This window comes from Meridianimarinicoccus zhengii, assembly GCF_003254465.1.
Taxonomy (GTDB): Bacteria; Pseudomonadota; Alphaproteobacteria; order Rhodobacterales; family Rhodobacteraceae; genus Meridianimarinicoccus; species Meridianimarinicoccus zhengii.
The window spans coordinates 42,425-66,293 of sequence record NZ_QDFI01000018.1 but is presented as its reverse complement, the minus strand read 5'-3'; the positions used below and the strand labels follow the sequence as shown (position 1 = coordinate 66,293).

General features: G+C 68.7%; 23 protein-coding genes. 14 read left to right on the top strand and 9 right to left on the bottom strand.

All coding sequences use genetic code 11. The features are described from left to right. Positions 1–127 precede the first annotated feature (127 nt). The 12 genes from DDE13_RS08190 (at position 128) to DDE13_RS08140 (ending at position 13,344) form a co-directional block, all read left to right on the top strand. Positions 128–1,693 (top strand): ABC transporter substrate-binding protein, encoded by a 1,566-nt coding sequence (locus DDE13_RS08190; RefSeq protein ID WP_235868640.1) that lies wholly within the window; start codon positions 128–130, stop codon positions 1,691–1,693. A 73-nt stretch (positions 1,694–1,766) separates the two neighbouring features. Next, positions 1,767–2,690, top strand: a complete 924-nt coding sequence (locus tag DDE13_RS08185; protein WP_111403285.1) for an ABC transporter permease — start codon at positions 1,767–1,769, stop codon at positions 2,688–2,690. Further along, the gene (gene nikC / locus DDE13_RS08180; RefSeq protein WP_111403283.1) at positions 2,687–3,574 is read left to right on the top strand and encodes a nickel transporter permease; all 888 of its coding nucleotides are present in this window, start codon (positions 2,687–2,689) and stop codon (positions 3,572–3,574) included. Before DDE13_RS08185 ends, nikC begins: the two co-directional genes overlap by 4 nt. Then, positions 3,571–5,298: an ABC transporter ATP-binding protein gene (locus DDE13_RS08175; RefSeq protein ID WP_111403281.1), complete on the top strand. Its 1,728-nt coding sequence runs from the start codon at positions 3,571–3,573 to the stop codon at positions 5,296–5,298. The genes nikC and DDE13_RS08175 overlap by 4 nt, the downstream gene beginning before the upstream one ends. Beyond that, positions 5,295–6,224: a DUF6963 family protein gene (locus tag DDE13_RS08170; protein WP_111403279.1), complete on the top strand. Its 930-nt coding sequence runs from the start codon at positions 5,295–5,297 to the stop codon at positions 6,222–6,224. The genes DDE13_RS08175 and DDE13_RS08170 overlap by 4 nt, the downstream gene beginning before the upstream one ends. Before the next feature lie 27 nt (positions 6,225–6,251). Beyond that, positions 6,252–7,154 carry an N-carbamoyl-D-amino-acid hydrolase gene (locus DDE13_RS08165; protein ID WP_111403277.1) on the top strand — a complete coding sequence of 301 codons (903 nt, stop codon included), beginning with the start codon at positions 6,252–6,254 and terminating at the stop codon, positions 7,152–7,154. Positions 7,155–7,625: 471 nt separating this feature from the next. Then, the gene (locus tag DDE13_RS08160; protein ID WP_235868639.1) at positions 7,626–8,753 is read left to right on the top strand and encodes a TRAP transporter substrate-binding protein; all 1,128 of its coding nucleotides are present in this window, start codon (positions 7,626–7,628) and stop codon (positions 8,751–8,753) included. Between the two features lie 73 nt (positions 8,754–8,826). Beyond that, the gene (locus tag DDE13_RS08155; protein ID WP_111403273.1) at positions 8,827–9,411 is read left to right on the top strand and encodes a TRAP transporter small permease subunit; all 585 of its coding nucleotides are present in this window, start codon (positions 8,827–8,829) and stop codon (positions 9,409–9,411) included. Further along, positions 9,411–10,832 (top strand): TRAP transporter large permease, encoded by a 1,422-nt coding sequence (locus tag DDE13_RS08150; protein WP_111403297.1) that lies wholly within the window; start codon positions 9,411–9,413, stop codon positions 10,830–10,832. The genes DDE13_RS08155 and DDE13_RS08150 overlap by 1 nt, the downstream gene beginning before the upstream one ends. Then, positions 10,819–12,165 (top strand): amidase, encoded by a 1,347-nt coding sequence (locus tag DDE13_RS08145; protein ID WP_111403271.1) that lies wholly within the window; start codon positions 10,819–10,821, stop codon positions 12,163–12,165. Before DDE13_RS08150 ends, DDE13_RS08145 begins: the two co-directional genes overlap by 14 nt. Before the next feature lie 37 nt (positions 12,166–12,202). Then, positions 12,203–12,364 (top strand): hypothetical protein, encoded by a 162-nt coding sequence (locus DDE13_RS23190; RefSeq protein ID WP_222626057.1) that lies wholly within the window; start codon positions 12,203–12,205, stop codon positions 12,362–12,364. Between the two features lie 14 nt (positions 12,365–12,378). Beyond that, positions 12,379–13,344, top strand: coding sequence for a 2-hydroxyacid dehydrogenase (locus DDE13_RS08140; protein WP_111403269.1), 966 nt, complete (start codon positions 12,379–12,381; stop codon positions 13,342–13,344). Positions 13,345–13,482: 138 nt separating this feature from the next. On the opposite strand, the gene DDE13_RS08135 is transcribed toward DDE13_RS08140, so the two are convergent. Genes DDE13_RS08135 through DDE13_RS08125 form a run of 3 tightly spaced genes read right to left on the bottom strand, consistent with a single transcriptional unit; the run spans position 13,483 to position 15,236 of the window. Further along, positions 13,483–13,974 carry an asparaginase domain-containing protein gene (locus DDE13_RS08135; protein ID WP_111403267.1) on the bottom strand — a complete coding sequence of 164 codons (492 nt, stop codon included), beginning with the start codon at positions 13,972–13,974 and terminating at the stop codon, positions 13,483–13,485. Positions 13,975–13,983: 9 nt separating this feature from the next. Beyond that, a complete protein-coding gene (locus tag DDE13_RS08130) occupies positions 13,984–14,253 on the bottom strand; it encodes a hypothetical protein (RefSeq protein WP_111403265.1) in 270 nt (89 codons plus the stop codon). After that, positions 14,250–15,236 (bottom strand): 2-hydroxyacid dehydrogenase, encoded by a 987-nt coding sequence (locus DDE13_RS08125; RefSeq protein WP_111403263.1) that lies wholly within the window; start codon positions 15,234–15,236, stop codon positions 14,250–14,252. The genes DDE13_RS08130 and DDE13_RS08125 overlap by 4 nt, the downstream gene beginning before the upstream one ends. A gap of 177 nt (positions 15,237–15,413) precedes the next feature. On the opposite strand from DDE13_RS08125, the gene DDE13_RS08120 reads away from it, so the two are divergent. Then, positions 15,414–15,968 (top strand): SH3 domain-containing protein, encoded by a 555-nt coding sequence (locus DDE13_RS08120; protein WP_235868638.1) that lies wholly within the window; start codon positions 15,414–15,416, stop codon positions 15,966–15,968. Between the two features lie 99 nt (positions 15,969–16,067). After that, positions 16,068–16,991, top strand: coding sequence for a cation diffusion facilitator family transporter (locus DDE13_RS08115; protein ID WP_111403261.1), 924 nt, complete (start codon positions 16,068–16,070; stop codon positions 16,989–16,991). 297 nt (positions 16,992–17,288) lie between these two features. On the opposite strand, the gene DDE13_RS08105 is transcribed toward DDE13_RS08115, so the two are convergent. Genes DDE13_RS08105 through DDE13_RS08080 form a run of 6 tightly spaced genes read right to left on the bottom strand, consistent with a single transcriptional unit; the run spans position 17,289 to position 23,824 of the window. Beyond that, the gene (locus tag DDE13_RS08105) at positions 17,289–19,316 is read right to left on the bottom strand and encodes a M3 family metallopeptidase (RefSeq protein ID WP_111403259.1); all 2,028 of its coding nucleotides are present in this window, start codon (positions 19,314–19,316) and stop codon (positions 17,289–17,291) included. Positions 19,317–19,349: 33 nt separating this feature from the next. Further along, positions 19,350–20,420 carry a HesA/MoeB/ThiF family protein gene (locus DDE13_RS08100; RefSeq protein WP_111403257.1) on the bottom strand — a complete coding sequence of 357 codons (1,071 nt, stop codon included), beginning with the start codon at positions 20,418–20,420 and terminating at the stop codon, positions 19,350–19,352. Beyond that, on the bottom strand, positions 20,420–20,887 hold the full coding sequence (gene dut / locus DDE13_RS08095; RefSeq protein ID WP_111403255.1) for a dUTP diphosphatase: 468 nt from the start codon (positions 20,885–20,887) through the stop codon (positions 20,420–20,422). Before dut ends, DDE13_RS08100 begins: the two co-directional genes overlap by 1 nt. After that, positions 20,884–22,086 carry a bifunctional phosphopantothenoylcysteine decarboxylase/phosphopantothenate--cysteine ligase CoaBC gene (gene coaBC / locus DDE13_RS08090; RefSeq protein WP_111403253.1) on the bottom strand — a complete coding sequence of 401 codons (1,203 nt, stop codon included), beginning with the start codon at positions 22,084–22,086 and terminating at the stop codon, positions 20,884–20,886. Before coaBC ends, dut begins: the two co-directional genes overlap by 4 nt. 39 nt (positions 22,087–22,125) lie before the next feature. Beyond that, positions 22,126–22,953: a ChaN family lipoprotein gene (locus DDE13_RS08085; protein WP_111403251.1), complete on the bottom strand. Its 828-nt coding sequence runs from the start codon at positions 22,951–22,953 to the stop codon at positions 22,126–22,128. Beyond that, positions 22,946–23,824, bottom strand: a complete 879-nt coding sequence (locus DDE13_RS08080; RefSeq protein ID WP_111403249.1) for an RNA polymerase factor sigma-32 — start codon at positions 23,822–23,824, stop codon at positions 22,946–22,948. Before DDE13_RS08080 ends, DDE13_RS08085 begins: the two co-directional genes overlap by 8 nt. Between the last annotated feature and the right edge of the window lie 45 nt (positions 23,825–23,869).

Genomic DNA, 23,869 nt, shown 5'->3' with positions numbered 1-23,869 from the left:
CGCCGGCGCCGGGCGCGTGCTCTCGGCCGACCCGCCGCCGCGCGCCGCGGCCTGATCCGGCACACGCGCAGCCGCGGCCACAACGTCGTTCGATACGCAAAGCAGAAAAAGCAGAAGGAGACAGGGAATGACACGGAACATGCACCGGGGCCGGGTCCGCGCGGCCTTTCTGGGTGGCGCGGTCGCGACGCTGGGCCTGCCCGCGCTCGCGCAGGGCGAACTGGTATGGGCCCGCTACGGCGACATCGACAGCCTCGATCCGCACCGCGCGACGTCCACGCTGTCGATGCAGGTCTGGGACCAGATCTACGACACGCTGCTCGCCTTCGACGATGACGGCATGGCCCGACCCAACCTTGCCGCATCCTGGGAGGTCAGCGACGACGGGCTGTCCTACACCTTCACCCTGCAGGACGGCGTCCTGTGCCATGACGGCACGCCCTTCGACGCGGCGGACGTGAAATTCACCATCGACCGGGCCTTCGGCGACACGCCGAGCCTGACGCGGACAAGCTGGGGACCGATCACCGATGTGACCGTTGTGGACCCCCTCACCGTGACCGTCACGCTGGACAGCACCTTCGGCGCCTTTCTGCCCTTCCTGGCCGACAGCTTCTCGTCGATGGTTTGCGATTCCAACGCGGCGGCAGCGGATTTCGGCACCGGGTCGGCCATCGGCACCGGACCGTTCAAGCTGGTCAGCTGGGTGCAGGGCGACGAGGTCGTGCTGGACAAGAACCCGGACTACCGCAATTTCGGCAAGCCGGTCGAAAACGCCGGCCCGGTCCATCTCGACCGTCTGGTGGTGCGCACGATCCCCGAACCGCAGACCCGTCTGGCGGCACTGCGCACGGGCGAAGTGCATATCGCCGAGCCGCCCTTCGACGACATCCCCGATATCCAGGCGGGGGAGGAACTGGACCTCGTCGTGGCCGAGAACACAGGCCAGAACGTGTTCTGGCAGTACACCGTGTCGCGCCCGCCCTTCGACGACATCCGCGCCCGACAGGCCATTGCCCACGCGACCGACCCGCAGATGGCCATTGACATCGTCTATGGCGGCACGAACCAGCGCGAATGGTGCCCCATCGCGGCGGGTGTCTTCGGCAACGATCAGGAATTCTGCGCGGAATACGGCTATCCCTATGATCCCGACCGCGCCCGCGACCTGCTGGCCGAGATGGGGTACGGGCCGAACAACCCGCTGGAAACCACGATGTATGTCTGGACCGGCGGCAACCGTCACATCCTGGCCGAGATCTTCCAGGCGCAACTCGCCGAGGTCGGCGTGAACGCGTCCATCGAGATCATGGACATCGGCACCATGAACGCCCGCGTGCGCGAGGACAACGAACGGACGGACACCGACGAACCCGGCACATTCAACATGATGACCTGGGGCTGGTACGATCCGGATATCCTCTATGCGCTGTGGCACAATGGCGGCGCCTATGCGGGTTACCAGTCGGATGAACTGGACGCGATGCTGGAGGCAACCAGAACGCTGACCGACGAGGACGCCCGGCTGGAGGCCGTGCAGAACGTCATCCGCTACCTGATGGAGAACGCGATCCATGTCGGGCTCTACACGCCCGGCTGGGAATGGATCTTCGCGCTGCGGCCCGAGGTGGAGGGCTTCAAGGTCGGCGCCTTCCTGCACCCGATGTTCCAGGACGTGCGCCTTACCGAGTGACGCAATCGCGCAGCCCGGTCCGGCCGCATCGAAACGGCCGGACCATCCCCTGCCCCGACAGAAGGCGCACATCATGGCACGCTTCATCGTCCAGAGGCTCCTTGCCGCACTCGTGACGATCTGGATCGCCAGCATCGCGGTGACCATGCTGATCCATCTCGTGCCGGGCGACCCGGTGCGGATCATGTATGCCGGTTTCCAGACCACCGACGCCGAGATCGAGGCGATCCGCACGCGGCTCGGGCTCGACCGGCCGGTCTGGGAACAGTACTTCATGTATGTCGGCCGTGTGCTGACTGGCGATCTGGGATATTCCATCGTCGGCAACCAGCCCGTGCTGCAAACGCTGCTCCAGCGGTTTCCTGCGACCCTCGCGCTGACCGTATCGAGCCTGTTCATCGCCGTCGTGGTGGGCGGCTCGCTGGGCTTCTTCGCGGCCTACAAGCGCGGCACCGCGTGGGATTTTGGCGCGATGACGCTGGCCATCGTCGGCGTGTCGATGCCGCATTTCTGGCTTGGGCTGCTGCTTCTGTTCCTGTTCTCGATGACGCTGGAATGGCTGCCCGTGGGCGGCAGCGGCTGGCAGAACCTGATCCTGCCCGCGCTGACGCTGGGGCTGGCGACCGGTGCGGTTATCGCGCGGCTCACACGCTCGGCCATGATCGACATCTTCGACCAGGATTTCGTGCGCACCGCCCACGCCAAGGGCCTGCCCAAGACGCTGGTGCTATATCGCCACGCGCTGCGGTCGGGGCTGGTCCCCGTGGTGTCCATGCTGGGCCTGCAATTCGCGTATCTGATGGGCGGCGCCATCGTGATCGAGAACGTCTTCGCCTGGAACGGCGTGGGAAGGCTGGCGATCCAGGCCGTCTTCGCGCGCGACTATCCGCTGATCCAGGGCTTCATCCTGTTCTTCGCCACCGTCGTGGCGCTCGTGTCGGTGGTCATCGATGTCGCCTATGCGCTGCTCGACCCGCGCATCCGGTACGGCACATGAGCGCCCCGGACACCGCACAGGCCGGGCCCGCCGCCGCGCGCCTGTCCGGCGTGCAGCAGGCGCTGACGGCCCTGCTGCGCAGCCCTTCGGGTGCTGTCGGGCTGGCGATCGTGCTGCTGCTCGTCATCGCGGCGGTCTTCGCGCCGCTGATCGCGCCGCACGATCCGCTGCGCATGGCATCCGGGCCACGGCTGTCACCGCCGTCCGCCGCGCACTGGATGGGCACCGACCAGCTCGGGCGCGACATGTTCAGCCGGGTCGTCTTCGGGGCGCGGCTGACACTGCAGATCGGCGTGATCGCCGTGGGCATCTCGCTGACCTCGGGGCTGCTGCTCGGGCTTGTCGCAGGCTATGCGGGCGGCTGGACCGAACGCGTGCTGATGCGTCTTGTCGACGTGCTCTTCAGCTTCACCGAGATCGTGATCGCGCTGGCCTGCCTTGCCATTCTCGGGGTCGGGCTGGTGAACGCGATGATCGCCATCGGCATCGCCTCGATCCCCTTCTACGCCCGTATCACCCATTCGGTCGTGCTGGTGGAAAAGAACAAGCCGTATTTCGAAGCCGCCATCGCTGCCGGGGCCTCGCGCCTCCGGCTGATTTTCGTGCACCTTTTGCCCAACGTGATCCCGACGCTGATCGTTGTCGGCACGCTGGGCGTGTCCACTGCGGTGCTGGCGGCGGCGGGGCTGTCGTTCCTCGGGCTCGGGGCGCAGCCGCCGCAGCCGGAATGGGGATTCATGCTGTCCTCGTCGCGGGACCTGATCGCGCGCGCGCCGTGGATGATGATCTTTCCCGGCCTCGCCATCGCGATCACCGTCCTGGGCTTCAACCTGCTGGGCGATGGCGTGCGCGAGGTGCTGGACCCGCGCCAGAGGGCCCGATGACCGCGCCGCTGCTGCAGGTCGAGGGGCTGACCGTCGCCTTCGGGCACGGCGCGGGGCGCAACGTGGCCGTGGACGACCTGTCCTATACCCTCGAGGCGGGCGAAACGCTGGCCATCGTCGGCGAAAGCGGCTCGGGCAAGAGCGTGTCGTCCATGGCGCTGCTGGGCCTTCTGCCGCCACGCAGCGCCCGGATCGAAAGCGGGGTCGCGCGTTTCCGTGGCACCGACCTGCTGCACCTGCCTGAGCGGGAACTGCGCGCCGTGCGCGGCAACCGCATCGCCATGATCTTCCAGGAACCGATGACCTCGCTCACGCCCGTGCTGCGCATCGGCCAGCAGATCACCGAGGCGCTGGTGGAACATCGCGGGCTGTCGCTGCGCGACGCGCGCGAGAAGGCATTGGAAACCCTGCGGCTGGTGGACCTGTCCGACCCGCCGCGGCGGATGCAGCAGTTCCCGCACGAATTGTCCGGCGGCATGCGGCAGCGCGTGATGATCGCAATGGCGATGGCGCTGGAACCCGACATCCTGATCGCAGACGAACCCACGACGGCGCTCGACGTGACCGTGCAGGCGCAGATCCTCGACCTGATGCGCGACGTGCAGGCGCGCTTCGGCACCGCGATCCTGCTCATCACCCATGACATGGGCGTGGTGGCCGAGATGGCCGAGCGGGTGGTCGTCATGAACAAGGGCCGCAAGGTGGAGGACGGCCCGGTGGACGCGATCTTCGCCCGCCCGCGCGCCGACTATACCCGCCGCCTTCTGGCCGCCGTGCCGCGCCTTGGCGCGCGCGCGTCCGAGGACGGGCCGCGCCCCACGGTCGCGGACCCGGCCCATCCCGGCGACGACGTGCTGCGGGCCGAAGGTCTGGGCAAGACCTTTGCCGGGCGCGGACGCCTGTTCGGCCGCGCGGCCGGCACCGTGGCGATGGACGACGTCGGCTTCACCGTCCGCGCCGGGGAAACGCTGGCGCTCGTGGGCGAAAGCGGCTCGGGCAAGTCGACGTCGGGCCGCGCCGTGCTGCGCCTGATCGAGGTCGACAGGGGCCGCATCGACCTGGAGGGCGAAGACATGCGCGCCCTGCCGCAGCGCAGCCTGCGCCGCGCACGCCGCGCGATGCAGATGGTGTTCCAGGACCCGTTCGCCGCACTCAACCCGCGCATGAGCGTGGGACGGCTGATCGGCGAACCGATGCAGATCCACGGGATCGCCCGCGGGGCCGACCTGAAGGATCACGTGGCCGAACTGCTCCGCCGCGTGGGGCTGGAGGCCGACCACATGCGCCGCTTTCCGCACGAGTTTTCCGGCGGCCAGCGGCAGCGCATCTGCATCGCCCGCGCGCTTGGCGTGCGCCCGAAGCTGATCGTCGCGGACGAGCCGACCTCGGCGCTGGACGTGTCGGTGCAGGCGCAGGTGCTCGACCTGATGCTGGAACTGCAGCAGTCGCTCGGGCTCGGCTATCTCTTCATCAGCCACGACATGGCCGTGGTCGAGGAAATGGCCCATCGCGTCGCCGTCATGCGCCAGGGGCGGATCGTCGAGATGGGGCCGCGCCGCGCGGTGCTGGGCGCGCCGCGCCATCCCTATACCGCGGCGCTGCTGGCCGCCGTGCCGCGCCCCGACCCGACGGCGCAGCGCCCGAAGCTGCCGCAGCTCGATCTCGGCACCATCCCCATGGGGCCGCTGGCCGAAGCCGCACCCGGCCACTGGGTGGCGACGTGACCGTGGGGATCGGCATCGCCGGGCCGGGCGCAGGGGCCGCCGCGCTGGCAGCACTTGCCATGGTCGAACGGGTCGGGCGCGGCATGATCGGCGGGTTCGTCAGCCTTGCCGCGATCGATGGTGACGGGCGGCTGCACCGTGCCGAAACCCAGCGCGGCGGCAGCGCCGGCCTGTTCCCCGGCCCGCCACCCGACGCCATAGCGCGGGCCGGCCTCGTCGCGCTCATGTCCTCGGGGCCCGACCGGATGGCCCCGCTCAGCCAGTTCACCCCGGCCGCCGAAGGGGTCGGCTGCATGTCCGGCCACCGCCTGCCCAACATGCCGGGCCGGCCGGGCGGCCGCGCGGTCAACGTTCTCGCGCTCGAACGCCTTGCCGCCGGGATGCCGCCGCAGGCCGCGCTGGAAACGGTCCTTGCCGACCATCCGGATGCCGATGCCGGGCTGATCGCCGTCACCGCCGCGGGCGATGTCGCGGCGGCCAATGGCGCGCTTGCAGCCGCGCGCAGCGACGCGGGCGCGCTCGTGACCGAAGGCGCGGGGCTGCGCATCGCCATCCTGCACAATGCCATCTTCCCGGTCACGGGGCTTGCCGCCATCGCCGCGGGCGCCGCCATGGATGCATGCGCCCCCGCGGACGCCGCGGATTTCGAGATCACGCTCGCCGCCGGGGTCCGCCTGACTACCACGCCACCCCGTGCCGTGGACATCGACGACGTGGGCCGCGTCATCGCCATCGGCGGCCTGCCCGCCGGCTGGACCGCCCCGGCATGGCAGGGCGCGGCCGCGATGCGCGGCAGCCCCGTCCGGCGCGCGGGCCACGTCGTCGGCACGCTCGTGTCCGAGGCGTATTGCGTGGCGCGGCACGGGATCGTCGAAAGCTGCGATGGCGGCCCGTCCGCGCGGCTAGGGGTCCGCGCCACAAGCTGACACGCCACACAGGACCGGAGACCACCGATGCCCCGCACCTTCATCGTCGCCGCCGCGCAACTCGGCCCCATCGCACGAAACGAACCCCGCGCGGCCGCCGTCGCCCGCATGATCGCCCTGATGGAAGAAGCCCATGGGCGCGGTGCGGCGCTTGTCGTGTTCCCCGAGCTCGCGCTCACGACCTTCTTTCCCCGCTGGTGGATGGAGGACCAGCGCGAGATCGACAGCTTCTTCGAACACGCGATGCCGTCGCCCGAAACCCGGCCGCTGTTCGACGCGGCCCGGCGGCTGGGGGTGGGATTCCATCTCGGCTACGCCGAACTGACGCCCGAGGGGCGGCATTTCAACACCGCGATCCTTGTCGGCCCGGATGGCGCGATCCTCGGCACCTACCGCAAGATCCATCTGCCCGGCCATGGCGACCATGAACCGTGGCGACCCTTCCAGCACCTCGAGAAACGGTATTTCGAAAAGGGGGACCTCGGCTTTCCCGTCTTCGACGCCTTCGGCGGACGGATCGGCATGTGCATCTGCAACGACCGCCGCTGGCCCGAAACATGGCGGATGCTGGGTCTGGGCGGGGCGGAACTCGTCTTGCTCGGCTACAATACCCCGGCCCACTACCCGCCCGCGCCCGGCCACGACCATCTGCAATATTTCCACAATGCGCTGTCGCTTCAGGCCGGGGCCTACCAGAACGGGCTCTGGGCCGTGGGCGTCGCCAAGGCGGGCCCCGAAGAAGGCTGCGACCTGATCGGCGGCAGTCTCATCGTGGCGCCAACGGGCGAGATCGTGGCGCAGGCCACCACCCTGTCGGACGAGGTCGTCACGGCGCGGATCGATCTCGACCGATGCGCCGAGATCCGCAGCAACATCTTCGATTTCGCGCGCCACCGCCAGCCCGGCGACTACGGTCTTCTGACCGAATGACACGGGCACGCGCCCGCGGCGTTCCACCCCATGACACGCCGACCGGCGCGGCGGCGGGTGCGCCCGGCATCCGGCAGCGCGGCCTGCGCCGATTCTGATCGCTTCGCGCAGCGGTTTGCCAACGCGCAGGGAATGGCGCCGGGCGAGTCGCGTCACGCTTCCGCACCGCCCGGCGCCGCCATCGGCACGGGCCGACACCCGCCCGCGCTGCAGCGCACCGGTTGCCATGACTGGAACCCTCCGCCCATCCCCGGCGCTGCAAGACCGCGCGGCGCGGGCGCCGTTCATCGTCTCTTCGTCATGGTAGCGCAAACTCGGAGTTTTTGTATACAAGGCGGTCGCACGCGCTTGCCTTCTGGACAAATCCTGTTACCAAACTCCCATGCGAACGCGCCGTTTCGTCGCATCCACACCCGGGACAACCCGAGGTGGTGTGATGACGGGGCACGCTACACCTTAGGGAGGTAAACCATGACAAACACACCCATGAACCGGCGCAACTTCCTGCGCAAATCGGCGCTGGCCGGTGGCGTGACCGCCGCGGGCGGCCTGGCCGCACCCGCTGTGCTGGCGCAGGCGCCGCTCGTCGTGAAGATGCAGACCTCGTGGCCGTCCTCGGACATCTGGCAGGAATTCGCGCGCGACTATGCCGACCGGGTCGAAGCCATGTCCGGCGGCCGCCTGTCGGTCGACCTGCTGCCCGCCGGCGCCGTCGTCGGTGCCTTCCAGGTGCTGGACGCGGTCAATGACGGCGTTCTCGACGTGGCGCACTCCGTGCCCGTCTACTGGTACGGCAAGAACAAGGCCGCATCGCTCTTCGGCACCGGCCCCGTCTTCGGCGGCTCGGCCACCACGATGCTGTCGTGGTTCTACGAAGGCGGCGGCAAGGCGCTCTACGACGAACTGACCCAGGACATCATGGGCCTCGACGTGGACGGCTATCTCGGCTTCCCGATGTTCGCCCAGCCCTTCGGCTGGTTCAAGGAAGAGGTGAACACCGCAGCCGACCTGCAGGGCTTCAAGTACCGCACCGTGGGCCTTGCGGCTGACCTGCTCCAGTCGATGGGCATGTCGGTGGCACAGCTTCCGGGCGGCGAGATCGTGCCCGCGATGGAACGCGGCGTGATCGACGCGTTCGAATTCAACAACCCGTCGTCGGACCGCGCCTTCGGCGCACAGGACGTGGCCAAGAACTACTACCTGTCGTCCTATCACCAGGCGTCGGAAAGCTTCGAATTCCTGTTCTCGCGCTTCTTCCTCGAAGAACTGGAACCGGATCTGCGGGCGATCATGATCCACGCGGTCGAAGCCGCATCGACGGCCAACACCGCCAAGGCGATGCGCCGCTACTCGGCCGACCTGAAGTATCTCCAGGACGAGGCCGGCGTGACCATCCACCGGACGTCCGAGGATATTCTCGCCGCGCAGCTCGAAGCGTGGGACAACCTGATCCCCGAACTCGAAGCCGACCCGTTCATGAAGAAGTGCCTCGACAGCCAGCGCGCCTGGGTCGAGCAGGTCACCTACTACGAACTGATGAACGCGCCCGACCTGCGGCTCGCGTTCGAGCACTACTTCCCGGGTCGCCTCGCACTCTGATCGCACAGGCTGACGCCAACCCGGCCCCGGTGTATCCGCACCGGGGCCATTTTCCCTGTCAGGAGAGCATGACTTGCGCGGCTACATCCGATTCGCCGACGCCCTTTCCGCTTGGTTCGGAAAGGCCTTCGGCTGGCTCATCATCTTCATGGCGGCCGGTACGGGATACGAAGTCTTCGTCCGTTACGTGCTGAACAGCCCGACCGCCTGGGCGCTCGACGTGTCCTTCATCATGTACGGCTCGCTCTTCATGATGGGCGGGGCCTACACGCTGTCACGCGGCGGGCATGTGCGGGGCGACTTCCTCTACCGCATGTGGCAGCCGCGCACCCAGGCACGGGTCGACCTCGTGCTCTACATCCTGTTCTTCTTTCCCGGCGTGACCGCGCTCATCTTCGCGGGCTGGAAATACGCCGCGCGGTCCTGGCAATACGGCGAGGTATCGGTGAACAGCCCCGCGGGCATCCCGATCTACCAGTTCAAGACCGTCATCGTCGCCGCCGGCATCCTGCTGTTCATCCAGGGCATCGCGCAGGTCTGCCGCTGCATCATCGCGATCCGCACCAATGAGTGGCTGACCCCCGACGAAGACGTGTTCGAAACCGAAGACCTGCTGATGCAACAGGCCGCAAAGGCCGAAAAGGACGCCCACCCATGATGACCGATCCGCAGATCGCCCTGATGATGCTGGGGCTGTTCCTCGTCTTCGTGTTCCTGGGCTTCCCCATCGCCTTCACGCTGATGGCCATGGGCATCGGCTTCGGCTACTACGCCTATTTCGAAGAACGCCGCATGTGGCGCGACTACTTCCGGCTCGACGAGACCGCGACCTGGTGGGACAGCACCTCGACCTGGATCAACGGCTTCTTCAACAACCGCATCTTCGACCTGTTCGTGAACCAGACCTATACGGTCATGTCGAACGAGGTGCTGACCGCCGTTCCGCTGTTCCTCTTCATGGGCTACATCGTCGAACGCGCGAACATCGTGACGCGCCTGTTCACCACGCTGAACATCGCGTCCAAGAACGTCCCCGGCTCCATGGGGGTTGCAGCGCTCATCACCTGCGCGCTCTTCGCCACAGCCACCGGCATCGTCGGCGCCGTCGTCACGCTGATGGGGCTGCTCGCGCTACCCGCCATGCTCAACGCGCGCTACGACCGCGCCTTCGCGTCGGGCATCATCTGCGCGGGCGGCACGCTGGGCATCCTGATCCCGCCCTCGATCATGCTGATCGTCTATGCCGCAGCGTCCGGCGTGTCGATCGTGCAGCTTTACGCGGGCGCGCTCCTGCCGGGCCTGACGCTTGTGGGGCTCTACCTGCTCTACGTGGTCGGGCGGTCGATCATCCAGCCCTCCGTCGCCCCCCGCCCCACCGACGACGAAGTGCCGGATGTGCCCTTCGCCAAGCTGTTCGTGATGATCGTCACGTCCTTCGTGCCGCTCGCCTTCCTGATCCTCGCGGTGCTGGGTTCCATCCTCTTCGGGCTCGCCACGCCGACCGAAGCCGCCTCCATCGGCGCGCTCGGCGGCATCTTCCTCGCGTTCATCTACCGCGCGATGACATGGCAGCGCCTGCGCGAAAGCGTCTACCTGACCCTGCGCACCACCGCGATGGTCTGCTGGCTCTTCGTCGGGTCCTATGTGTTCTCGGCCGTCTTCTCGTATCTCGGCGGCGAACACCTGATCTCGGAATTCGTGCAGGGGCTCGACCTGACGCCCGTTCAGTTCCTCATCCTCGCGCAGCTCATCATCTTCCTGCTGGGCTGGCCGCTGGAATGGTCGGAAATCATCATCATTTTCGTGCCGATCTTCCTGCCGCTGCTGGCGTTCTTCGAAATCGACCCGCTGTTCTTCGGCGTGCTCGTGGCGCTGAACCTGCAGACCAGCTTCCTGACACCGCCGATGGCGATGTCGGCCTATTACCTCAAGGGCATCGCGCCACCCGAGGTGAAGCTGACGCAGATCTTCGCGGGCTGCATGCCGTTCCTGTTCTTCGTGCTGGTCTGCATGGTTCTCATGTATGTCTTCCCGCAGATCGTGTTCTACCTGCCGGAGGCATTCTATGGCCCTCGATAAACGCAACACGATCGTGGCGCTCGACGCGGCTGGCCTGCGCGACAGGCTGGCCAGCGGGGCCGTGTCCGCGCTCGACGTGACCGAGGCGTATCTCGCCCGGATCGCTGAACGCGACACGGAAATCCGCGCCTTCGCCTGGCACGATCCGGACCACGCCCGCGCACAGGCCCGCGCGCTCGATGCGCAACGGCAGCGCGGGGTCGCCATCGGCCCGCTCCACGGCCTGCCCGTGGCGATCAAGGACATCATCGACACCGCGGGCATCCCCACGGAAAACGGCTGCGCGCTGGACAAGGGGCGCAAGCCGCTCAAGGACGCGTTCGTCACCGAACGGCTGCGCGCCGCGGGGGCGGTCATCATCGGCAAGACCGTGACAACGGAACTGGCCTTCATGGACCCCGCCGAAACGCGCAACCCGCACAATCCCGCCCATACGCCGGGCGGTTCGTCCGCGGGATCGGCGGCGGCGGTCGCGGCGGCCATGGTGCCGCTCGCCATCGGCACCCAGACCGGCGGATCGGTGATCCGGCCCGCCTCCTTCTGCGGTGTGACCGGGTTCAAGCCCAGCTTCGGCGCGATCCCGCGCCGCGGCGTGCTCGCCCAATCCCCCAGCCTCGACACCGTGGGCGTCTTCGCGCGCACGGCCGCCGATGCCGCGCTGGTGGCCGAGGTGCTGTACGGCTTCGACGCGACCGACCCCGCCACGGCGCTGATCCCGCATCCCCGCCTACTCGAGACGGCGATGCAGGACCCGCCCGTGAAGCCGGTCTTCGCCGTGCTGCAGCCGCCGGGCTGGGCGCAGGCCAGTCCCGAAATGCAGGCCGCGATGGGCCAGTTGACCGAGGCGCTCGGCGATCAGGCCTTTCCGCTGACGCTGCCCGCGCTCTTCGACGATGCACTACCCGCCCGCGAACGCATCCATCTCGCGGAAATGGCCCGGTGCTACTACACCTATGCCCGCGACGGCGGCGACGAACTGGGCGAAAGCCTGCGCCACGGGATCAACACCGGGAACGACATCCGTGCGCGCGACTACCTTGCCGCGCTCGACCTGCCGAAGGTGCTGAACCCGGCGCTGGCCGAGGTGTTCGACCGCTGCGACGCGATCCTGTGCCCCGCCGCGACCGGTCCCGCGCCCGAAGGGCTGGGCAGCACCGGCAATCCGGTGTTCAACGGGCTGTGGACCTATCTCGGCACGCCCGCCATCACCCTTCCCCTGCTGACCGCGGAAAACGGCCTGCCCATGGGCGTGCAGATGATCGCCGCCCGCGGCAACGACGCGCGGCTGATGCGCAACGCCCGCTGGCTCGAAAGCTGGGCGGACAGCGCATGACCCGCCCCCGCCCCGAAACCCGGAACCGGAGATCTCGATGAACAAGCTTCTCGCCCTCTTTGCCCTCGCCATCATCGGAGTCTTCATCGGCATCCTCGCCGTCAACGTGCCAAGCCCCGACCTGATCGCCGTCGCGGTGCTGACCTTCGGGCTGGTGGCCTATGACTTCGTCACCTCGGCGCGCGACCCCAAGGACTGACCCAAGGACACATCATGACCGACCGCAAGACCCTGTGGATCCCCCGGCACCTGTCGGCGGCAGCGCTCGACCGCGCGCGCCGCGACTATGACGTGATCCTCGCCCCCGAGGACCGTCCCGGCACCGCCGACGAGATCGTCGCCATGAGCGCGCGGGCGGACGGCATGATCCCCTGCCACTCGGAACATTTCACCGCGGATGTCGCGGCACGGCTCGACCCGCGGCTGAAGATCGTGGCCAACCATTCGGTCGGCGTGGACCATTGCGACCTCAAGGCGCTCGGCGCGCGCGGGATCATGGTCACGAACACGCCCGACGTGCTGTCCGACGCCACCGCCGAACTGGCGCTGATGCTGATGCTGGGCGCCGCGCGCCGCGCCGTCGAAGGCGACCGGCTGGTGCGCACCGGCGAATGGAAGGACTGGTCCCCCGCCTTCATGGTCGGCACGCAGGTATCGGGCGCAAGTCTCGGAATCGTGGGCATGGGCCGCGTGGGCCGGGCCTTCGCCCGCATGGCCCGCGGCCTGGGGATGGAGATCCACTACCACAACCGCAGCCGCCTCGCGCCCGAGGACGAACACGGCGCGACCTTCCACCCGGATCTCGACACGCTGCTGCCAAAGGCGGATTTCCTGTCGCTGCACTGCCCGGCCACGCCCGACACGACCGGCCTGCTGAACGCCGACCGCATTGCGCAACTGCCCAAGGGCGCCATCGTCGTGAACACCGCCCGCGGCGCGCTGGTGGACGAAGCCGCGCTGGTCGCGGCACTCGACAGCGGGCATGTGGGCGCGGCGGGGCTGGATTGCTTCGTGACGGAACCCGGCGGCAACCCGGCCTTCGCACGGTTCGACCAGGTCTTCATGATGCCCCACGCGGGCAGCGCCACCCGCCGCACCCGCGACGCCATGGGCTTTCGCGCGCTCGACAATCTCGATGCCTTCTTCCGCGGCGAACGCCCGCGCGACGCGCTGACCTGACCGCCGCACCGGCCACGGGGCCACGACGCACACCGGTCCTGTTCGGCGGCCGCCGGTTTCACGTCAGACCCCGGATCGACTTGCACGGGATGGCACAGCCCCCGGAGCCCGAATGGAGCGGTGCGCGGACTTGCGCCCTCAGCCGTCGAAGCGCCCCGTTTCCGTGTCCTTCTCCAGCACCCGCGCCGGGAAGACTCGCCCGTTCATCACGCCCCAGACGCCCGGCCCCAGCACGCCCGCCGCCACGACCGCGCCGCCAAGGTTGAATGCCGCGTCCGACCCCAGCACCGACGCGGGTCGCATGGCGCCCGTCAGCACCACGGTCTTGCCCAGCGCCAAACCGTCCAGATACCGCGCCGTGGCCCCCATCGTGCCCGTGCCATGGGTCACCACCAGGCGCCCCTCGGGGGCGGCCCGTACCGCGGCGGCGATGGCCGCCCGGTCTGCATTCCCCATGTCCAGGCTGTCCATGCACAGCACCGACTGCACCGCCGCGACCCGGCAGCGCCCGGCCTCCAGAAGCCCCGGCACGGCGCTGCTTCCGTCCAGCACCAGCGCCTCGCGCGCCCAGTCATGCACCTTGTCGATCGTCCCCCCGGTCACGAGGATCCGCACAGCCCCATCCATCATGCACCCCTCTCAGAACCGCCGCCTGTCCACCGCCACGTTGACCACGCGGCCCTGCGGATTGGTGAAGCAGGTATAGTCGGTCCCGAACGGGGCGCGCGCCTTCACGATCCCGCGCTGGTCCTCGAAGATCTGCACGCTGACGATCCGCGCCGCACCCCCCGACCGCCGCGCGACTTCCCGCGCGCAAGCCGCCTCTGCCGTGCCCGGCGGCGCGGGCGCCACCGGTTCCACCGGCGCGGCACAGCCCGCAATCAGCAGCAGCGCCAGAACCCGCCTCACATCACCCCCGGCACCACCTGGTCCGGTGGGCGGTGGCCGTCGGCATAGGTCTTGATGTTGATGATGACCTTCTCGCCCATCTCGATCCGCCCCTCCTCGGTGGCGGACGACATGTGCGGCAGCAGCACCACGTTGGGCAACTCGCGCAGCGCCGGGTTCACCGTCGCCCCGTGCTCGTAGACATCGAGGCCCGCCCCCGCCAACTCGCCCGCCCGCAGCATCCGCACCAGCGCGCCCTCGTCGATCACGTCGCCACGCGCGGTGTTCACGATCACCGCCGTGGGCTTCATCAACTGCAACCGCCGCGCGTTCATCAGGTGAAAGGTCTCGGGCGTGGACGGGCAGTTCACCGACAGGATGTCGATGCGCTTCACCATCTCGTCGAGATCCTCCCAGTAGGTGGCGCCAAGCTGCGTCTCCACCTCGGCCGACACGCGGCGGCGGTTGTGGTAATGGATCTGCATCCCGAACGCCGTCGCGCGCCGTGCCACCGCCTGCCCGATCCGCCCCATCCCCAGGATGCCCAGCCGGCGGCCGGAAATCCGCCCGCCCAGCAGCGCCGTGGGCGCCCAGCCGGTCCACTGGCCCCGCTGCATCATCGCCAGCCCTTCGGGCATCCGCCGGGTCACACCCAGCATCAGCGCCATGGCCATGTCGGCGGTGTCCTCCGTCACGACGCCCGGCGTGTTGGTCACCAGAACCCCACGCTGCCGGGCCGAGGCGACGTCGATGTGATCCACCCCCGCGCCATAGCTCGCGATCAGCCGCAGCCCGTCACCCGCCTGCGCCAGCATGCCCGCGTCGATCTGGTCGGTAACCGACGGCACCAGCACCTCGGCCTCCTGCATGGCGGCGATCAGGTCCGCCTTGGTCATCGGCGTGTCGTCCGCGGCCAGCCGCACGTCGAACAGATCCTGCAAGCGGCGCTCTACCGGGTCGGGCAGGCGTCGCGTCACAACAACACGCACGGGCTTTGCAGGCATTCGGGGACTCCTCGTCTTTCCCTTGGTCGGCTTGTCTGGCAAACTGTCGCAAAGCGGTGTGCGGCACAAGCAAAGCTGCGGCACAGCGACAATAAGGTCGGCGCAGGCCGGCAAAAGCGGGCAAATCTGGTGGCAGGCGTGCGGGCATTACCGCGGCGATCGCGGCGAACATGGGTCTTGCAGGCCGCGCTGGCCTGTGCGCTAGCGCTGCTCGCCGCACCGGCCGCCGCCCAGGCAGCCGAAACCGCCGCGCAGGCCGCGCAACCGCCCGCCCCCCGGATCGGTGCCTTCAGCGGCCAGCCCCTGCCACGCTTCGTGTCGGTGAAGTCCTCCACCGCGAATGCGCGGCGCGGCCCGTCCATGACCCACAGGATCGACTGGGTGTTCCGCCATCCCGGCCTGCCGGTGATCGTCACCGCCGAATACGGCCACTGGCGCCGCGTGAAGGACCGCGACGGGCTGGGCGGCTGGATTCATTACGCGCTCCTGTCCGGGGTCCGCACGGTGATCGTGGACGTGGACATGGCCGACCTGCGCCGCCGCCCCGACCGGGATGCGCCCCTGGTCGCCCGTCTGGAACGCGGCGCCATCGCACGGCTGGGCGACTGCGCAGATGGCTGGTGCGAACTCAGCGCCGGCCGACATGACGGCTGGGCCGAGGCGGCGGCGCTCTGGGGGGTCAGCCTGCGCGACCCGGACACGGCCACGGCGACCGCTTCCGCCACGGACTGATCCGCCCGGACTGCGACCGCGGGACCGCCCGTCGGGGCTTGGCCCCGGCACGGCGTCCGGGGTAGTGCTGCCGCGACCGCCGCAACGCAGGCCAATGCCATGCCCGCCCCGCTTTCCGAAAAGCACCCCGACCCGCTACGCGCCGATGCGCGGCTGAACCTGTCGGCGACGCTCGCCTCCGTGTCGGTGGCGCTGGTGCTCAGCATCGCCAAGCTCTGGGCCTTCGCGGCAACCGGGTCCCTGTCGGTCGCGGCAGCGCTGGCCGATAGCGGGCTCGACCTGATGATGTCTCTCGCCGGGCTGGCCGCGGTGCTTTATGCCGCGCGGCCAGCCGATGACGACCACACGTTCGGGCATACCTCGGTCGAGGATCTCGCGGCGCTCGCGCAATCCCTGTTCATCCTCGTGGCCGCGGGGGTGATCGGCGTGGCGGCAATACGGCGGCTCTGGCACCCCGACACCGCGCCGCTCGCCGCGGCCGAGGCGGGGATCGCCGTCATGGTCCTGTCCATCGTGATGACCTTCGGGCTGGTGCTGTGGCAAGGCCGGGTGGCGCGCGCCACAGGCAGCCGGGTGGTGGCCGCCGACCGGCTCCACTACCTCGGCGACCTCGTGCCCAATGTGGGCGCCATCGTGGCGCTGGTGGCCGCACAGCACTTCGGGCTGTACCAGATCGACGCGGTGATCGCGCTCGCCGCGGCCCTGATGCTGGCCACCGGGGCCGTGCGGATCGGGCGCGGCGCGTGGGACGCACTGATGGACCGCGCCGCCGACCCCGCCACCGTCGCGGGCATCGAAACGCTCGCCCGTGACTGGCCGGGTATCGAAGGCTTCCACGACCTGCAGACCCGGCAGGCGGGCTCCCGCGTGTTCGTGAACCTGCACGTGGAACTCGACGGCGACCTGCCCCTGCGCGAGGCCCATGACATCGGCGCGGGCCTGCGCGCGGCGATCCGGGCGAAATACCCCCGCTGCGAGGTCATCATCCACAAGGACGTCGCCGGGCGCACGCGCGGCGACTGACGGCGCGGCCTGATGCGGCACCGGCACCACGGCAGCCGCTGCGCCTCCGGTCCGCCGCAGGGGACGCCGCCGCGCCGGGTCGGACGACGTTGTCGCGCGCGGCGGCGAGACATGGCAAGGCGGCCAGCCCCGTCCGACCCGGCGCGGGACTCCGACAGGACTCCTACAAGAGTCCTACAGGATTCCTATGAAAGTCATATGGGAGTCATATGCCGCCCCCCGCAGCCGTCGCGGCACGAAAAAACCCGCCTGCCGGGGTCGGCAGACGGGCATGTCATGCGGCGACGGCGGGGCGGATCAGGCCGCGTCGGCCAGCCCTCGCCCCTTCAGAAGCGCCTCGACCTGGGGCATTTTCCCCCGGAATTTCAGGTACAAGGCCGCCGGATCCTCGGTCCCGCCCGCGGACAGGATGAACCGTTCCAGCCTCGCCGCCGTGTCCCGGTCGAACGGGCTGCCCGCCTCCTCGAAGGCGGCGAAGGCGTCGGCATCCATCACCTCGGACCACATGTAGCTGTAATACCCCGCCGAATACCCATCCCCACTGAAAACATGGGCAAAATGCGGCGTGGCGTGGCGCATCCGAATGGCCCGCGGCATGCCGATCCCGTCCAGGATCTCCGCCTGCCGCGCCATGATATCCTCCGGCACCGGCCCACTGTGATACTCCAGATCCACCAGCGCCGAAGCCACGTATTCCACTGTCGCGAAGCCCTGATCGGCGTTCTGCGCTGCCAGCAGGCGGTCCAGCAGATCGGCGGGCATCGGTTCGCCCGTATCCGCATGGGTGGCGAATCTCGCCATGACCTCAGGCACTTCCAGCCAATGCTCGTAAAGCTGGCTGGGCAGTTCCACGAAATCCCGCGCGACCGACGTGCCCGAAATGGAGCCATAGGTCACGTCCGACAGGATGTTGTGCAGCGCATGCCCGAATTCATGGAACAGCGTCCGCGCATCGTCATAGGACAAGAGCGCAGGCTCCCCCGCAGCGGGCTTGGAGAAGTTGCAAACATTCACCACGATGGGCCGGTGCGCGCCCCCGAACTTGCGCTGGCTGCGCATCGTCGAACACCAAGCCCCCGACCGCTTCGACGCGCGCGCGAAATAATCCCCCACGAACAAGGCCATATGCTGTCCGTCGCGGGTCACGTCCCAAGCGCGCGCGTCCGGGTGGTGCAGTTGCACGTCCACCGGCGCGAACGAGAGCCCGAACAACCGGTGCGCCGTGTCGAACGCCGCCTCGATCATCCGGTCGAGTTGCAGGTAGGGCTTCAACTCCCCCTCATCGAGGTCGTGTTCCGCCTTGCGCCGCTTTTCGGCGTAGTAATGCCAGTCCCACGGTTCCAGCGGGCCGTTGATCCCGTCCGCCGCCATCAGCGCCTCCAGCGCCTGCGCGTCCGCCTCGGCCCGCGCGCGCGCCGGGTGCCAGACCGCCATCAGCAGGTCGCGCACCGCGTCGGGGGCCGCGGCCATCTCGGTTTCCAGCTTGTAAGCCGCGAAACTGTCATACCCCAGAAGTTCCGCGCGTTCCTTTCGCAGCCCGAGGATCTCCTGCGCAATCCTGCGGTTGTCGGTCTCACCGCCATTCGCGCCGCGCGCCACATAGGCCTCGTAAGCCTTCTGGCGCAGGTCCCGGCGGGGGCAGAATTGCAGGAACGGCGTGATCAGCGACCGTGACAGCGTGACGACCGGCCCGGCGGCACCCCGTTCTTCCCCCGCCGCGCGCGCCGCGGCCTTCAGGAACCCCGGAAGCCCCACGAGATCGTCCTCGGACAGGTCCATCGACCAGCCGCGTTCGTCGGCCAGAAGGTTCTGGCCGAACTGCGTCCCGAGCACCGCCAAGCGTTCCTTGATAGCCGTCAACCGGTCGCGGCCACCTCCCTTCAACTGCGCCCCCGCCCGCACGAAGCCGCGCCGCGTCAGCATCAGCAGCCGCTCCTGTTCCGCCGTCAGGCCGAGATCGTCGCGCCGCGCCCACAGATCGTCGATCCGCGCGAACAGGGCCGCGTTCATCGTGATTTCGGATCCGTAGGCCGCAAGCTTCGGGGACAGATCCCGCATCAGCGCCTCGCGCGCGTCATTGGAATCCGTGCCCGACAGGGTGAAGAACGCGCCCAACACCGCGTTCAGCTTGTCATCCGCGACCTCCAGCGCCTCGATCGTGTTGGCGAAGCTCGGCACATCCGGGTTGTCCGCGATGGCCGATATGGCCGCGCGCGCCTCGGCCAGTGCGGCATCGATCGCGGGGGCAAAATCGGCATCGGTCAGATCGGCGAATGGCGGCAGGCCGTATGGCGTGGTCCAGTTTTCGAGCAGCGGGTTGGTCATGGGGGCTCCTGTGCGGCTCAGATTGATATAGGCTCAGGCAGTCCCACCGCAAACCGGGCAATCGTCCCGGCGCGCCACGGCTATGCTCCGGCTCTCGCCTTCGAGCGCGTCGAAGATCACAAGGCGCCCGATCAGCGGCGTGCCGGCACCGGCGATCAGCTTCATCGCCTCCGCGGCCATCATGGACCCGATCACGCCGGGCAAGGGGCCGATCACCCCGGCCTCGGCGCAGGATGGCGCGCTGCCGGGCGCGGGCGCCTGCGGGAAGACGCAGGCATAACACGGACCGCCGCGCGCGGGCGCGTAGACGCCGACCTGCCCTTCCCATTGCGCGATGGCCCCGGACACGAGCGGCACGCCCGCCGCGACACAGGCCCGGTTGACCAGGTCCCGCGTGGCGAAATTGTCCGACCCGTCGATGACGATATCATACTCCCCGGCCAGTTCCGTCGCGATGTCGGGCGTGAGCCTGCGGTTGTAGCAGCGCACCGCCACATGGGGGTTGAGCCGCGCCATGGCATCGCGGGCCGCGAACACCTTGGGCCGGTCGATGTCATCGGTGCCGAAGATCACCTGCCGCTGGAGGTTGGACAGAGACACCGTGTCGTCGTCGATCACACCGATCAGCCCGACACCCGCTGCGGTCAGGTAGTGCAGCACCGGCGCGCCCAGCCCCCCGGCACCGACGACCAGCACCCGCGCCCGGCGCAGGGCACGCTGGCCCGGCCCGCCGAGTTCGCGCAGCACGATGTGGCGGGCATAGCGATCCAGTTCGGTATCGGTGAGAGGCCCGTCCCCCGCCGGTTCCGGTGGCGCTGCGGGGGCGTCTTCCACGGGGCGATTTTCCGGTCGTACCATGGCGCGCAGCCGTTGCAGCCCCATGGAATAGGCGAAACCCAGCCCCACCAGCGCCCCCAGCGCCAGCCAGTTGCCCGGCGAGCCGCCAAGCGTCGCACGAAGGGCCGCCCCTTGCGGCAGCACCACCAGAAGCGCCACGATCAGCACGTACAGGAGCCCGATGAGCAACCAGCGCGCCTGCCGCGGCGTGCCCATCTTCCAGCCGATCCCCCAGATCACAGCTGAAATCAGCAAGAACAGTCCCATCAGTCGCGCCCCGTCGATCCGAAACCGCCCGTGCCCCGCGCGGTATCGTCCAGCCCCTCGGCAACGGCGAAACTGGCGCGGATCACCGGGGCGACCACCATCTGCGCGATCCTGTCGCCATGGGCAATGGTCACGGGGGCGTCACCGCCGTTCTGCACGATCACGCCGACGGGGCCGCGATAGTCGCTGTCGATGGTGCCGGGGCTGTTGGGCAGGGTCAGCCCGTGCTTAAGTGCAAGGCCGGAACGCGGGCGCAACTGCACCTCGAACCCGTCGGGGATGGCCATGCGCAGGCCCGTCGGCACCAGAGTGCGGGCACCAGGGGCAAGCGTCAGGCCACCGGCGCGCTGATCCGCGGGCAAGTTCGCGCGCAAATCCGCCCCCGCCGCGCCGTCCGTGGCATAGGCGGGCAGGGGCACGGCACGGTCGGCCTCCTCGGTCCATGCGAGCACGATCCGCGGCGTCATGCCATCGCCTCCGCCATGCGGGCGGCAAGACGGCGGGCGACTTCGGCCTTTGGCAGGCGCGGCCAGTCCTCAGCCCCGTCGGCGGTGACGAGCGTCACCGCGTTGTCGGCCCCGCCCATGATCCCCGTCCCCGCGGACACGTCGTTGGCCACGATCCAGTCGCACCCTTTCCGGGCGCGCTTTGCGGTGGCGTGTTCGGTCACCCGTTCGGTTTCGGCGGCGAACCCGACGACCAGCCGGGGCCGCCCGGCGCCCATCCGCGCGATGGTGGCAAGGATATCCGGGTTCTCGGTAAATCGCAGGACGGGCGGCGCACCGTTTCCGTCCTTCTTCAACTTCTGTGGCTCGGCTTCGGCCATGCGCCAGTCGGCGACGGCGGCGGCAAAGACGGCGGCATCGGCGGGCAACGCGGCCTGCACGGCGACCAGCATCTCCTGCGCGGTCTGCACCGGGACGACCGTCACGCCGGGCGGCGGCGGCACTGCCGCGGGGCCGGTGACAAAGCTGACCCGCGCGCCCATTTCTGCCAGCGCCGCAGCGACCGCCGTGCCCTGCGCGCCCGAGGACCGGTTGGCGATGTAGCGCACCGGGTCGATGGGTTCGTGCGTCGGGCCTGACGTCACGATGACATGTCGCCCTGCCAGCGGGCCGGAGCCGGCCCCCAGCATCCCCCGGATCGCATCCAAGATGGCGGGCGGTTCCGCCATGCGCCCGGGGCCGTACTCGCCGCAGGCCATGTCGCCGTCGTCGGGCCCGACCACCGCGATTCCGTCACCGCGCAGCGCGGCAAGGTTGCGTTGCGTGGCCGGGTGGTTCCACATCCGCACGTTCATCGCGGGTGCGATCAGCACGCGCTTGTCCGTGGCCATCAGCAGCGTCGTGGCCAGATCGTCGGCATGCCCGCCCGCCATCTTCGCCATCAGGTCTGCCGTCGCGGGGGCCACCACCACCAGATCGGCGGCACGGCTGAGCTGAATATGGCCCATTTCCGCTTCGGCAGTCAGGTCGAACAGGTCCGTATGCACCGCCTCGCCCGCCAGCGCGGACAGCGATAGCGGTGTGACGAACTGGCTCCCGGCACGGGTCAGCACGGGTGTCACCGAAGCCCCGCCGCGTTTGAGCAGGCGCACAAGCTCCAAAGCCTTGTAGGCCGCGATCCCGCCGCCCACGATGAGAAGTATCCGCCTGTCGGTCAGCATGCCGTGCCCCCTGCCCCGCCCGGTCGGGCGCGCGTGAACTCAATCACCCTCGCCGCGGGCACGCAACCCGGCACAGGGGTCGGGACGGTCGGTGGGCGGGGTCACGAGCCACAGGTCGAAGGGCAGATCGTCCGGCAGGTCCCCATGATCCTCCAACTGGCCGATCGACAGCACCCGCAGATCAGGCCCAGCCCGGCTCAGCGCGGCAGGGATGCCCCAGTCGATGCGCGCATGGCCCGACCCGGTGATGACGGCGACGGGGCCGCCCGTGTCGGCCAGCGCGGTCAGCACCGTGTCGGCAAAGCTGGCATCCCGGAAACGCTGGGCGGCCACCATGTCCGGCAGCATTTCCGGCGGAAGGGCGTCACAATGAGCATCGGCCTGCATGGCCTCCCGCGCAGATTGCTCGGACGGGGGAAGCGGCTGATCCAGATCGAAACGCGGCGCATCGGTTCCGAAGGCGGCCGCCGGACCATCCTCGAACGCGGCGCCCACCCGGTCACGTGGCACCGCCATCCCGTAAACGCGCGCGGAGCCCAGGGCATCGAATACCGGCTGATAGATCTCGAAAGGCGGCCAGCCGGATGTCGCCCACTCCAGCGCGACACCCAGCGCGGCGCCGACCCGATCCCTCGCCTGCACGATTTCGGCCTGCTCCGGCGACAGCATCTCGAACAGCACGGCCGCGGGCGCAATCGCTTCCAAGGCCGCGGCCTGGTTCAGATGGTGGCGCGGATTGTCATGAACCTCGCCAAGTATGACCACGTCCACGGGCGGCAATACCGACAGTGCCGACGGTTCGATCTGTCGGGCTTGCGCGGCCGCACCCGTCAGCACGGCCAGCGCGGCAAGGATCACGTCACGCAAGAAACGCCTGCACCTCGGACGAATGGGCGGAAAGGCTCTTGCGCATCTTGCCGAAGGCGGCGGCCTCGAGTTGGCGCACCCGCTCCTTCGACAGGCCAAGTTCCTGCCCGAGGCTTTCAAGCGTCCGCGGATCGTCGCGCAGCTTGCGTTCCCGCACGATGAACCGTTCGCGATCATTCAGTTCCTGCATGGCCGACAGAAGCCATTCACGCAGCGTGGACATGTCGCGATCATGTTCGACGATTTCCTGCGCCTGCTGGCCCTGATCCTCCAGCGTCTCGATCCATTCGCGGCCTTCATCCTCCGAAGATTGCGTGGCGTTGAGCGAATAGTCGGACCCGGAAAGACGCCCTTCCATCATTTCGACATCATGGAGCGGTACGCCGACCTCGGTCGCGATCATCTGGCGCAACTGGTGCCGGTCCAGTCGCTCGCCGCGCGCATTCGCTTCGCGTTCCAGACGGGCCTGCACCCGGCGCATGTTGAAGAACAGCGATTTTTGGCTGGACGTGGACCCGGTGCGCACCATCGACCAGTTGCGCATCACGTAATCCTGGATCGACGCCTTGATCCACCAGACAGCGTAGGTCGAAAACCGCACGCCGCGATCCGGGTCGAACTTGTCGGCGGCCTTCATCAGGCCAAGGCCGGCTTCCTGGATCAGGTCGTTCATCGGCGCGCCGTAGCGCTTGAACTTCGCCGCCATGGAGATGGCCAGCCGCATGTACGCGGTGATCAGACGGTGCAGCGCGGCCTCGTCGCGGTGATCGCGCCATGCATAGGCAAGCTTCAGTTCCGTTTCCGCATCGAGAAGCTCCGCTTTCATCGCCCGGCGCGACAAGGATTGATCTGCATATCCGTCCAGTGCCATTGGTGATAACTCCCGGTCTGTTCTGTCGACGTTTCATGCCGTCTT

What these genes read in the sequence shown, in the direction of transcription:
- DDE13_RS08175 (WP_111403281.1), top strand. Translation starts at nt 3,571, where the DNA reads ATGACCGCGCCGCTGCTGCAGGTCGAGGGGCTGACCGTCGCCTTCGGG.
- DDE13_RS08140 (WP_111403269.1), top strand. Translation starts at nt 12,379, where the DNA reads ATGACCGACCGCAAGACCCTGTGGATCCCCCGGCACCTGTCGGCGGCA.
- DDE13_RS08135 (WP_111403267.1), bottom strand. Translation starts at nt 13,974, where the DNA reads ATGATGGATGGGGCTGTGCGGATCCTCGTGACCGGGGGGACGATCGAC.
- DDE13_RS08165 (WP_111403277.1), top strand. Translation starts at nt 6,252, where the DNA reads ATGCCCCGCACCTTCATCGTCGCCGCCGCGCAACTCGGCCCCATCGCA.
- DDE13_RS08100 (WP_111403257.1), bottom strand. Translation starts at nt 20,420, where the DNA reads ATGGGACTGTTCTTGCTGATTTCAGCTGTGATCTGGGGGATCGGCTGG.
- nikC (WP_111403283.1), top strand. Translation starts at nt 2,687, where the DNA reads ATGAGCGCCCCGGACACCGCACAGGCCGGGCCCGCCGCCGCGCGCCTG.
- DDE13_RS08125 (WP_111403263.1), bottom strand. Translation starts at nt 15,236, where the DNA reads ATGCCTGCAAAGCCCGTGCGTGTTGTTGTGACGCGACGCCTGCCCGAC.
- DDE13_RS08160 (WP_235868639.1), top strand. Translation starts at nt 7,626, where the DNA reads ATGACAAACACACCCATGAACCGGCGCAACTTCCTGCGCAAATCGGCG.
- DDE13_RS23190 (WP_222626057.1), top strand. Translation starts at nt 12,203, where the DNA reads ATGAACAAGCTTCTCGCCCTCTTTGCCCTCGCCATCATCGGAGTCTTC.
- DDE13_RS08150 (WP_111403297.1), top strand. Translation starts at nt 9,411, where the DNA reads ATGACCGATCCGCAGATCGCCCTGATGATGCTGGGGCTGTTCCTCGTC.
- DDE13_RS08105 (WP_111403259.1), bottom strand. Translation starts at nt 19,316, where the DNA reads ATGACCAACCCGCTGCTCGAAAACTGGACCACGCCATACGGCCTGCCG.
- dut (WP_111403255.1), bottom strand. Translation starts at nt 20,887, where the DNA reads ATGACGCCGCGGATCGTGCTCGCATGGACCGAGGAGGCCGACCGTGCC.
- DDE13_RS08190 (WP_235868640.1), top strand. Translation starts at nt 128, where the DNA reads ATGACACGGAACATGCACCGGGGCCGGGTCCGCGCGGCCTTTCTGGGT.
- DDE13_RS08080 (WP_111403249.1), bottom strand. Translation starts at nt 23,824, where the DNA reads ATGGCACTGGACGGATATGCAGATCAATCCTTGTCGCGCCGGGCGATG.
- DDE13_RS08115 (WP_111403261.1), top strand. Translation starts at nt 16,068, where the DNA reads ATGCCCGCCCCGCTTTCCGAAAAGCACCCCGACCCGCTACGCGCCGAT.
- DDE13_RS08145 (WP_111403271.1), top strand. Translation starts at nt 10,819, where the DNA reads ATGGCCCTCGATAAACGCAACACGATCGTGGCGCTCGACGCGGCTGGC.
- coaBC (WP_111403253.1), bottom strand. Translation starts at nt 22,086, where the DNA reads ATGCTGACCGACAGGCGGATACTTCTCATCGTGGGCGGCGGGATCGCG.
- DDE13_RS08185 (WP_111403285.1), top strand. Translation starts at nt 1,767, where the DNA reads ATGGCACGCTTCATCGTCCAGAGGCTCCTTGCCGCACTCGTGACGATC.